10 protein-coding genes are annotated in these 10,505 nt (G+C 71.9%); 8 read left to right on the top strand and 2 right to left on the bottom strand.

The annotated features are described in order from the left end of the window. Nucleotides 1–143: 143 nt before the first annotated feature. The 6 genes from rplQ (at nt 144) to glmM (ending at nt 6,093) form a co-directional block, all read left to right on the top strand. Complete coding sequence (gene rplQ, locus ACFU6K_RS18345) at nt 144–617, top strand: 50S ribosomal protein L17 (protein WP_049649050.1); 474 nt, start codon at nt 144–146, stop codon at nt 615–617. An 89-nt stretch (nt 618–706) separates the two neighbouring features. Beyond that, nucleotides 707–1,618: a tRNA pseudouridine(38-40) synthase TruA gene (gene truA, locus ACFU6K_RS18340; protein WP_380664211.1), complete on the top strand. Its 912-nt coding sequence runs from the start codon at nt 707–709 to the stop codon at nt 1,616–1,618. A 41-nt stretch (nt 1,619–1,659) separates the two neighbouring features. Continuing rightward, entirely contained in the window at nt 1,660–3,318 is a 1,659-nt protein-coding gene (locus ACFU6K_RS18335) for an ABC-F family ATP-binding cassette domain-containing protein (protein ID WP_380664209.1), read from the top strand. Between the two features lie 244 nt (nt 3,319–3,562). Then, nucleotides 3,563–4,006, top strand: coding sequence for a 50S ribosomal protein L13 (gene rplM / locus ACFU6K_RS18330; protein ID WP_030055846.1), 444 nt, complete (start codon nt 3,563–3,565; stop codon nt 4,004–4,006). Between the two features lie 45 nt (nt 4,007–4,051). Beyond that, nucleotides 4,052–4,561 carry a 30S ribosomal protein S9 gene (gene rpsI, locus ACFU6K_RS18325; RefSeq protein WP_049649053.1) on the top strand — a complete coding sequence of 170 codons (510 nt, stop codon included), beginning with the start codon at nt 4,052–4,054 and terminating at the stop codon, nt 4,559–4,561. A gap of 167 nt (nt 4,562–4,728) precedes the next feature. After that, nucleotides 4,729–6,093, top strand: coding sequence for a phosphoglucosamine mutase (gene glmM / locus ACFU6K_RS18320; RefSeq protein ID WP_049649054.1), 1,365 nt, complete (start codon nt 4,729–4,731; stop codon nt 6,091–6,093). 93 nt (nt 6,094–6,186) lie between these two features. On the opposite strand, the gene coaA is transcribed toward glmM, so the two are convergent. Beyond that, nucleotides 6,187–7,182: a type I pantothenate kinase gene (coaA, locus tag ACFU6K_RS18315; protein WP_380664206.1), complete on the bottom strand. Its 996-nt coding sequence runs from the start codon at nt 7,180–7,182 to the stop codon at nt 6,187–6,189. 99 nt (nt 7,183–7,281) lie between these two features. On the opposite strand from coaA, the gene glmS reads away from it, so the two are divergent. After that, nucleotides 7,282–9,138, top strand: coding sequence for a glutamine--fructose-6-phosphate transaminase (isomerizing) (glmS, locus tag ACFU6K_RS18310; protein ID WP_380664204.1), 1,857 nt, complete (start codon nt 7,282–7,284; stop codon nt 9,136–9,138). A gap of 37 nt (nt 9,139–9,175) precedes the next feature. Here the strand turns inward: glmS and ACFU6K_RS18305 are convergent, their stop codons facing one another. After that, the gene (locus ACFU6K_RS18305; protein ID WP_380664202.1) at nt 9,176–9,322 is read right to left on the bottom strand and encodes a hypothetical protein; all 147 of its coding nucleotides are present in this window, start codon (nt 9,320–9,322) and stop codon (nt 9,176–9,178) included. 124 nt (nt 9,323–9,446) lie between these two features. Between ACFU6K_RS18305 and ACFU6K_RS18300 the strand changes: the two genes are divergently transcribed. Beyond that, a partial coding sequence (locus tag ACFU6K_RS18300; RefSeq protein ID WP_380664200.1) for an NAD(P)H-hydrate epimerase occupies nt 9,447–10,505 on the top strand: 1,059 nt, incomplete at its 3' end.

Below are 10,505 nucleotides of genomic sequence, written 5' to 3'. Positions count from 1 at the left end.
AGACCGAGCAGTACTGAGAGAATTGGCCGCGGGGGCGGTTCCACGAACCGCCCCCGTCGTCGTGAAAGTCGTACGGGCAACAGTGCCCGTACGCCCGCTGCGGTACCTGATACGGCCGTAGTCGGAGATTCAAGGAGTAATCCATGCCGCGTCCCACCAAGGGTGCCCGCCTCGGCGGCGGCCCGCACCACGAGCCGCTGCTGCTCGCCGGTCTGTGCCGGGAGCTGTTCCAGTACGGCCGCATCACCACGACCGAGGCCAAGGCCCGTCGGATGCGCCCGCTGGCGGAGAAGCTGATCACCAAGGCGAAGAAGGGCGACATCCACAACCGTCGCCTGGTGCGCAAGACCATCACCGACGTGTCGGTGCTGCACACCCTCTTCACCGAGATCGCGCCGCGCTACGAGAACCGCCCGGGTGGTTACACCCGTATCACCAAGATCGGTCCCCGTCGTGGCGACAACGCCCCGATGGCCGTGATCGAGCTGGTCGAGGCGCTGACCGTCGCGCAGACCGCCGTCGGCGAGGCCGAGGCCGCCACCAAGCGTGCCGTCAAGGAGGCCGACGCCAAGGTCGAGGAGACCAAGGCCGACGCCGCCGAGGCCGAGCAGGCCTGACACCTTCAGGTGTGATGCGGGCCCGTTTCCCCAGTGATGGGGGAGCGGGCCCGTTCCTTGTTCTTCGAGGTCCCGGGAGAAGAGAAGCAGTGGTCAACGAGTGCGCCGAGCAGCCGCCGGTGAAGGACGGCCCGGCCGACGGGTACGTCCGGGTCCGGCTCGACCTCGCCTACCAGGGTGCCGAGTTCTCCGGCTGGGCCCGCCAGAAGGGCGGCCGCCGGACGGTCCAGGAGGAGATCGAGACCGCGCTGCAGGTCGTCACCCGCAGCCCGGAGCTCTTCCCGCTGACCGTGGCCGGCCGCACCGACGCCGGGGTGCACGCCCGCGGCCAGGTCGCCCACGTCGACCTGCCGGCCGAGCTGTGGGCGGAGCACCGGGAGAAGCTGCTGCGCCGGCTGGCGGGCCGGCTGCCCGGGGACGTCCGGATCTACCGGGTCGGCGAGGCGCCGGCCGGGTTCGACGCCCGCTTCTCGGCCGTCTGGCGCCGGTACGCGTACCGGGTCTCCGACCACCCCGGCGGGGTGGACCCGCTGCTGCGCGGCCACGTGCTCTGGCACGACCGGCCGCTGGACGTGGAGAAGATGAACGCCGCCGCGAAGCTGCTGCTCGGCGAGCACGACTTCGCCGCGTACTGCAAGAAGCGCGAGGGCGCCACCACCATCCGCACCCTGCTGGAGCTGCACTGGGACCGCGTCCCGGTGGACCCGTACGCCGCCCAGGAGGGCTCGCTCGCGGTCGCCACCGTGCGGGCCGACGCCTTCTGCCACAACATGGTCCGGGCGCTGGTCGGCGCGATGCTGCTGGTCGGCGACGGGCACCGGCCGGTGGAGTTCCCCGGCGAGGTGCTGGCCGGCGGGGTGCGCAACTCCGCCGTCAACGTGATCCGGCCGTACGGGCTCACGCTGGAGGAGGTCGGCTACCCGCCGGACGACCAGCTGGCCGAGCGCAACCGCGCGGCCCGGCGGATGCGGACCCTGCCCGGGCAGCCGGCCATCGGGTAATCCGTTTTGGCCCGGCGCGTCCGCTTGGGAGAATCGTTCCCATGGGACACGTCGAGATTTCGCACCTGGAGTACTACCTGCCGGACGGGCGCGTGTTGTTCGACGACGCGTCCTTCCGGGTCGGAGAGGGCGCCGCGGTCGCCCTGGTCGGCGCCAACGGCGCCGGCAAGACCACCCTGCTGCGGATGATCGCGGGGGACATCCAGCCGCACGGCGGCACGGTGACGATCAGCGGCGGGCTCGGCGTGATGCGCCAGTTCGTCGGCACCACCGGCCGCGAGGACCAGCAGTCCACCCCGGGCTCGCTGCCGGCCGACGCCTCGGTGCGCGACCTGCTGGTCTCCGTCGCCCCCGAGCGGATCGCCAAGGCCGCCCGCGCGGTGGACGCCGCCGAGCTGGCGATGATCGCCCAGGACGACGAGAAGACGCAGATGGCCTACGCCCAGGCGCTCTCCGACTGGGCCGACGTCGGCGGCTACGACTACGAGACCGACTGGGACGTCTGCACCATGGCGGCCCTCGGGGTGTCCTTCGACAAGGCCCAGTGGCGCGGCCTGAACACCCTCTCCGGCGGCGAGCAGAAGCGGCTGGTGCTGGAGGCGCTGCTGCGCGGCCCCGAAGAGGTGCTGCTGCTCGACGAGCCCGACAACTACCTGGACGTCCCGGCCAAGCGCTGGCTGGAGGAAGCCCTCAAGGCCACCTCGAAGACCGTCCTGTTCATCTCGCACGACCGCGAGCTGCTCTCCAAGACCGCCGACAAGATCATCTCCGTGGAGTCCGGCGCGGCGGGCAGCAGCGTCTGGGTGCACGGCGGCGGCTTCGACTCCTTCCACGAGGCCCGCAAGGACCGCTTCGCGCGGTTCGAGGAGCTCGGCCGGCGCTGGGACGAGGAGCACGCCAAGCTCAAGAAGCTGGTGGTCACCCTGCGCCAGGCCGCCGCCGTCAGCCACGCCCTGGCCACCCGCTACGCCGCCGCCCAGACCCGGCTGAAGAAGTTCGAGGAGGCCGGTCGGCCGGAGGAGCCCCCGCGCGAGCAGAGCATCACCATGCGGCTCAAGGGCGGGCGCACCGGTGTGCGCTCCTTCACCCTGGAGCAGCTGGAGCTCACCGGCCTGATGCGGCCCTTCGACCTGGAGGTCTTCTACGGCGAGCGGGTCGCGGTGCTGGGCGCCAACGGCGCCGGCAAGTCGCACCTCCTGCGGCTGCTCGCGGGCGACGAGACCGTTGAGCACACCGGCGCCTGGAAACTCGGCGCCCGGGTCGTGCCCGGCCACTTCCGGCAGACCCACGCCCACCCGGAGCTGTTCGGCCGCACCGTGCGGTCGATCGTCGAGGAGGAGCACGCGCTCAGCCGCGGCGCCGCGATGGGGGCGCTGCGCCGGTACGAGCTGGACCGCCAGGAGGAGCAGAAGTTCGAGTCGCTGTCCGGCGGGCAGCAGGCCCGGCTGATGATCCTCAAGCTCGAACTCTCCGGTGTGACGGCCCTGTTGCTGGACGAGCCGACCGACAACCTGGACCTGGAGAGCGCCGAGGCCCTGCAGGCCGGGCTGGAGGCCTTCGACGGCACCGTGCTGTGCGTCACCCACGACCGCTGGTTCGCCAAGACCTTCGACCGTTTCCTGGTGTTCGGCGCGGACGGCCGGGTGTTCGAGTCGCCGGAACCGGTCTGGGACGTGACCCGGGTGGAGCGCGAACGCTGAGTGACGGCCGGGCCTCCGGTCGGGAGGGGGCCAGCCGATTTTTGACCCCTTCGGATCCGGCCGGTAACCTGGACGCTTGATGTGCGTATTGGCTCGCTCTATCTCACGTGAGAGGTCGGTACGCCGGAGACATCAGGTCGTCGACCAGCGGTCACCCTTGAATTGCGTCCAAGGTTGGCCAGGCTGCTCTGCCGTCCGGGTGCTCCTGTCAGGACTCACTCACTGAAAAGCGAAGGCTACGACCGTGCGTACGTACAGCCCCAAGCCCGGCGACGTCCAGCGTCAGTGGCACGTCATCGACGCGACCGACGTCGTGCTCGGCCGCCTGGCCTCCCAGGCCGCCAACCTCCTCCGGGGCAAGCACAAGGCGATCTACGCGCCGCACGTTGACACTGGTGACTTCGTCATCATCATCAACGCCGACAAGGTGCACCTGTCCGGTAACAAGAAGACCCAGAAGCTGGCCTACCGCCACTCGGGCTTCCCGGGCGGTCTGCGCTCGGTGCGCTACGACGACCTGCTGGCGAACAACCCGGAGAAGGCCGTCGAGAAGGCCATCAAGGGCATGATCCCCAAGAACAGCCTGGGCCGCCAGATGCTCTCGAAGCTGAAGGTCTACTCGGGCGACCAGCACCCCCACGCTGCGCAGCAGCCGGTGCCGTTCGAGATCACCCAGGTCGCGCAGTAATTCGGCCACCAAGCCCCCCAACACTGAAAAGAGCTGAGGAACACCGTGGCCGAGACCACTGAAACCCTTGAGGTCGACTTCGACGAGGCCGTTGAGGCCGTCGAGGGCGAGTACACCTCCGAGGAGAGCTACACCTCCGAGTCGCTGGCCGGCCGCTTCGGCGAGGCCGTCCCCGGCGCCGGCCTGGGCCGTCGCAAGGAGGCGATCGCCCGCGTGCGCATCGTCCCCGGCACCGGCCAGTGGAAGATCAACGGTCGCACCCTCGAGGGTTACTTCCCCAACAAGGTGCACCAGCAGACCGTGAACGAGCCCTTCAAGCTCCTCGAGCTGGACGGCCGTTACGACGTCGTCGCCCGCATCAGCGGTGGCGGCGTCTCCGGCCAGGCCTACGCGCTGCGCCTCGGCGTCGCCCGTGCCCTGAACGAGGCCGACGTGGACAACAACCGCGGCGCGCTGAAGAAGGCCGGCTTCCTGACCCGTGACGCCCGCGCCGTCGAGCGCAAGAAGGCCGGTCTGAAGAAGGCCCGCAAGGCGCCGCAGTACAGCAAGCGCTAATCGCCTCCCCGGGGGTGCGGTCCGCCCTGGCGGCGCACCCCCTGGTTGCGCGAAAACCGTCGCCCCGGAGTACCTCGCGTACTCCGGGGCGACGTGTTCCCCGGCTACTGCGCGGCGGCCGGGATCATCGGTTTGGGTTCCGAGCAGTGCTGATGGAGGACGGGACAGTGGGACGACTCTTCGGTACGGACGGCGTGCGCGGGGTGGCCAACGAGGGCCTGACGGCGGAGCTGGCGCTCGGCCTGTCGGTCGCCGCGGCCCATGTGCTCGGCGAGGCCGGCGCCTTCGACGGCCACCGGCCGGTCGCGGTGGTCGGCCGTGACCCGCGCGCCTCGGGCGAGTTCCTGGAGGCCGCCGTCATCGCCGGTCTGGCGAGCGCCGGCGTTGACGTCCTGCGGGTCGGCGTCCTGCCCACCCCGGCCGTGGCGTACCTCACCGGCGCGCTCGGCGCCGACTTCGGCGTGATGCTGTCCGCCAGCCACAACGCCATGCCGGACAACGGCATCAAGTTCCTCGCCCGCGGCGGCCACAAGCTGGACGACCGCATCGAGGACGCGATCGAGACCCACTACCGCAAGCACACCCTCGGCGACGAGGACTGGAACCGTCCGACCGGCGCGGCCGTCGGCCGGGTGCGCGAGTACACCGAGGGCTTCGACAAGTACGTCGCCCACCTGATCGGCGTGCTGCCCAACCGCCTGGACGGCATCAAGGTCGTCATCGACGGCGCCCACGGCGCGGCCGCCTACGTCGCCCCCGAGGCCTTCGCCCGGGCCGGCGCCGAGGTGGTCCACACCCTGGGGGCCGAGCCCACCGGCCTCAACATCAACGACGGCGTCGGCTCCACCCACCTGGACCGGCTGCGGGTCGCGATGAAGGAGCACCGGGCCGACCTCGGCATCGCCCTGGACGGGGACGCCGACCGCTGCCTGGCCGCCGACGCCGAGGGCAACGAGGTGGACGGCGACCAGATCATCGCCATCCTCGCGATCGCCATGAAGGAGGCCGGCACCCTGCGCGGCAACACCGCCGTGGCCACCGTGATGTCCAACCTCGGCTTCAAGCTGGCGATGGAGCGCGAGGGCGTCGAGCTGGTGGAGACCGCCGTCGGCGACCGCTACGTGCTGGAGGCGATGAAGGAGCACGGCTTCGCGCTGGGCGGCGAGCAGTCCGGCCACGTGATCCTGCTGGACCACGCCACCACCGGTGACGGCACCCTGACCGGCCTGATGCTGGGCGCCCGGCTGGCCGCCACCAAGCAGCCGCTGGCCGACCTGGCCGCCGTGATGACCCGGCTGCCGCAGGTGCTGATCAACGTCAAGGGCGTCGACAAGTCCCGGGTGAGGACCAGCACCGAGCTGGCCGCCGCGGTCGCCGAGGCCGAGGCCGAGCTGGGCTCCACCGGCCGGGTGCTGCTGCGCCCGTCGGGCACCGAGCCGCTGGTCCGGGTGATGGTCGAGGCCGCCGACCCGGCGCAGGCCGAGACGGTCGGGCAGCGGCTGGCCGAGGCCGTGCGCACCCACCTGGGCTGAACCCCGGACCCACGGCGAAGGGCCCCCGCGTGGCGGGGGCCCTTCGTGTCGTGCGCTCTTGAGGAGGTGCCTCTCGCGGGCTCCGGGGTGCGCTCAGAGCTTGCGCAGCAGCGCCCGGCGGACCTTGTGGTCCTGGCCCTTCTGGAGGATCAGGGTGGCCCGGCCGCGGGTCGGCAGCACGTTCTCCAGCAGGTTGGGCTTGTTGATGGTGCGCCAGACCTGCCGGCCGTACTCCATCGCCTCCTCCTCCGGCACCTCGGTGAAGCGGCGGAAGTAGGAGTTCGGGTCCTGGAAGGCGGTCTGCCGCAGCTTGCGGAAGCGGTCCAGGTACCAGTGCTCGATGTCGTCGGTCCGGGCGTCGACGTAGATCGAGAAGTCGAAGTAGTCGGCCACCGCGAGGCGGGTGCGGCCGTCGCTGCCGGGCAGGGCCGGCTGGAGCACGTTCAGGCCCTCGACGATCAGGATGTCCGGGCGCTCCACGGTCAGCCGCTCGCCCTGCACGATGTCGTACACCAGGTGCGAGTAGACCGGCGCGCTGACCCGCTCCTTGCCCGCCTTCACGTCCGCGACGAAGCGCATCAGCGCCCGGCGGTCGTACGACTCCGGGAAGCCCTTGCGGGCCATCAGGCCGCGGCGGCGCAGCTCGGCGTTGGGGAGCAGGAAGCCGTCGGTGGTGACCAGTTCGACCCGGGGGTGCTCGGGCCAGCGGGCCAGCAGCGCCTGCAGCAGGCGGGCGGTGGTGGACTTGCCGACCGCGACGGAGCCGGCCACGCCGATGATGAACGGGGTGCGGGTGCGCTCGGTGTCCGGGGTGTCCAGGAACGTGCCCAGCGTCCCGCGCAGCTCGTGCGTGGCGTGGATGTACAGGTTCAGCAGGCGCGACAGCGGCAGGTAGACGTCGCGGACCTCGTCCAGGTCGAGGGCGGTCCCGAGGCCGCGCAGCCGTTCCACCTCCTCGGCGGTCAGCGGCAGCGGCGTACGCTCGCGCAGCGCGCTCCACTCGGCCCGGCTGAGGTCCACGTAGGGGGACGGGGACGGGCCGGGCGTGGCGGTGCCCGGCGTACAGAGTTCGGTCAGCACATGCTCCATTGTGAGCCGTCGCGGCGTTCACGGTGGCTGTGGTGTCGGTCACGCAGTGTTCCCGCGCGGCGGGAAAACGGCCACAGAACCGCCCTTATGCTGGCACGCATGTGCGGAATTGTTGGATACGTGGGCGCTCAGACCGCCCTCGACGTAGTAATCGCAGGTTTGCAGCGGCTGGAGTACCGGGGCTACGACTCGGCCGGTGTCGCGGTGCAGGTCCAGGACTCCGAAGGACAGTGGAGCCTGGCCACCGACAAGCGGGCGGGCAAGCTCGCCAACCTGGAGAAGTCGCTCGCCGAGACCCCTCTGCCCGGCGGCACCACCGGCATCGGCCACACCCGCTGGGCCACCCACGGCGGCCCGACGGACGCCAACGCCCACCCCCACCTGGACGACCGTCAGCGGGTCGCCGTGGTGCACAACGGCATCATCGAGAACTTCGCCCAGCTGCGCGCCGAGATCGCCGAGCGCGGCCACACCCTCCGGTCCGAGACCGACACCGAGGTCGTCGCCCACCTGCTGGGCGAGGCCTACGCGGGCGACCTCGCCGAGGCCATGCGCGTGGTCTGCCGTCAGCTGGAGGGCGCCTTCACCCTGGTCGCCGTGCACGCGGACGCGCCGGACGTGGTCGTCGGTGCCCGCCGCAACTCGCCGCTGGTGGTCGGCCGCGGCGAGGGCGAGAACTTCCTCGCCTCGGACGTCGCCGCCTTCATCGCCCACACCCGTGAGGCGATCGAGCTGGGCCAGGACCAGGTGGTCGAGCTGCGCCGGGAGGGCGTGACCGTCACCAACTTCGACGGCACCCCGGCCGACGTGCGCGAGTACCACGTCGACTGGGACGCCTCCGCCGCCGAGAAGGGCGGCTACGACTACTTCATGCTCAAGGAGATCGCCGAGCAGCCGAAGGCGGTCGCCGACACCCTGCTCGGCCGGATCGGCACCGACGGCCGGCTGACCCTCGACGAGCTGCGGATCTCCGACGCCGACCTGCGTTCGGTCGACAAGGTCGTCATCGTGGCCTGCGGTACGGCGTTCCACGCCGGCATGATCGCCAAGTACGCGATCGAGCACTGGACCCGCATCCCCTGCGAGGTCGAGGTCGCCTCCGAGTTCCGCTACCGCGACCCGATCATGGGCCCGGGCACGCTGGTCATCGCCATCTCGCAGTCCGGCGAGACCATGGACACCCTGATGGCCCTGCGGCACGCCCGCGAGCAGGGCGCCAAGGTGCTGGCGATCTGCAACACCAACGGCTCCACCATCCCGCGCGAGTCGGACGCGGTGCTGTACACCCACGCCGGTCCGGAGGTCGCGGTCGCCTCCACCAAGGCGTTCCTGACCCAGCTGGTCGCCTGCTACCTGGTCGCCCTGTACCTGGGCCAGGTGCGCGGCACCAAGTGGGGCGACGAGATCTTCGCCGTCATCAAGGAACTCGGCGACGCGCCGAAGCAGGTCGAGCAGGTCCTGGAGACCATGGAGCCGGTGCGCGAGCTGGCCCGCTCGCTGGCCGACGCCCGCTCGGTGCTGTTCCTCGGCCGCCACGTCGGCTTCCCGGTGGCCCTGGAGGGCGCGCTCAAGCTCAAGGAGCTGGCGTACATGCACGCCGAGGGCTTCGCGGCGGGCGAGCTCAAGCACGGCCCGATCGCGCTGATCGAGGAGGGGCTGCCGGTCGTGGTGGTCGTGCCCTCGCCGCGCGGGCGGTCGATCCTGCACGACAAGATCGTCTCCAACATCCAGGAGATCCGGGCCCGCGGCGCCCGCACGATCGTGATCGCCGAGGAGGGCGACGAGGCCGTCGTCCCGTACGCGGACCACCTGATCCGCATCCCGGCCACCCCGACCCTGCTCCAGCCGCTGGTCTCCACCGTCCCGCTCCAGGTCTTCGCCTGCGAGCTGGCCACGGCCAAGGGCCACGAGGTCGACCAGCCGCGCAACCTGGCGAAGTCGGTCACCGTCGAGTAGCCGCTCGGCCGCACGGCGCCCCTGCGGTGGCTGCGTCCTACCGCAGGGGCGCCGTGTCGAGCGTGAAGGAGAACGGGGCGGGGAGGTCGATGGGCTTGCCGAAAGCGGTCTCGACGAGGGCGGTGTAGTCCCCGTTCTCGGGCTGGGTGAACAGCGTGACCCTCTCCTCGTCGCGGTCGGCCAACAGATAGCAGGGGATGCCCGCGACAACGTAGGCGTACAGCCGGGTGCGGGCAGGGGATCGTTGTAGGGGTCACTCGAAAGTGCGCCCAGGTCTGAGCCGGCCGACTGCTGAAGGAGTTCTCCCCATGCGTCATGCACACCCTGTGGAAACCGTCCGGGCCGCCGAGGCCGAGCTGATGGCGCGGCTGCCGGAGGGCACCCTGATGCAGCGGGCGGCCGCGGGGCTGGCCGCGACCTGTGCGCGGCTGCTGACCGGGCGTCGGGGGCGGGTGTACGGCAGTCGGGTGACGGTGCTCGCGGGCAGCGGGGACAACGGGGGTGACGCCCTGTACGCGGGGGCCGCGCTGGCCCGGCGCGGGGCGCGGGTGACGGCGGTGCTGCTGGTGCCGGAGAAGGCACACCCGGGCGGGCTGGCCGCGCTGCGCGCCGCCGGTGGGCGGGTGACGGTGGAGCAGGAAGTCGGCCTGGCCGACTTCTCGCGCGCGGACCTGGTGCTGGACGGCATCGTCGGCATCGGCGGCCGGGGCGGGCTGCGCCCGGAGGCCCGGCCGTACGCGTGGGCCCGGCGGTCCGGGACGGTGGTGGCGGTGGACCTGCCGAGCGGGGTGGACGCCGACACCGGCGAGGTGCCGGGCGTGGCGCTGCGCGCGGACGTCACGGTCTGCTTCGGCACCTACAAGCCCGGTCTGCTGATCGACCCGGGGGCCTCGTACGCGGGCGCCGTGCAGCTGGTCGGCATCGGGCTGGAGCCGCCCGCCGCGGAGGTGACGGCGCTCCAGCACGCGGACGTGGCGGCGCTGCTGCCGGTGCCGGGCGCGGAGAGCGACAAGTACCGGCGCGGCGTGGTCGGGGTGGCGGCCGGCTCGGCGACCTACCCGGGGGCGGCGCTGCTCGCGGTGGCCGGGGCGCTGCACGGGGGTGCGGGCGCGGTCCGGTACGTGGGCACGGCGGCCGAGGAGGTGGTGCGGCGCTTCCCGGAGGTGCTGGTCACCGAGGGCGGGCCGGCCGGGGCCGGCCGGGTGCAGGCCTGGGTGGTCGGGCCGGGCGGCGGCGAGGGGGCGCGGCAGGCGCTGGCCGAGGCGCTGGCGAGCGACGTCCCGGTGCTGGTGGACGCGGACGGGCTGACCGAGCTGGGCCGGCTCGGCCCGGACGCGCTGGCCGGCCGCACCGCGCCCACCCTGCTC

It is taken from the genome of Kitasatospora sp. NPDC057512, assembly GCF_042802135.1.
GTDB lineage: Bacteria > Actinomycetota > Actinomycetes > Streptomycetales > Streptomycetaceae > Kitasatospora.
This window is presented reverse-complemented; position numbering and strand designations above follow the sequence as displayed.

Coding starts and splice junctions, on each gene's coding strand:
- rplQ (WP_049649050.1), top strand. CDS start 144: ATGCCGCGTCCCACCAAGGGTGCCCGCCTCGGCGGCGGCCCGCACCAC.
- ACFU6K_RS18335 (WP_380664209.1), top strand. CDS start 1,660: ATGGGACACGTCGAGATTTCGCACCTGGAGTACTACCTGCCGGACGGG.
- coaA (WP_380664206.1), bottom strand. CDS start 7,182: ATGGAGCATGTGCTGACCGAACTCTGTACGCCGGGCACCGCCACGCCC.
- glmS (WP_380664204.1), top strand. CDS start 7,282: ATGTGCGGAATTGTTGGATACGTGGGCGCTCAGACCGCCCTCGACGTA.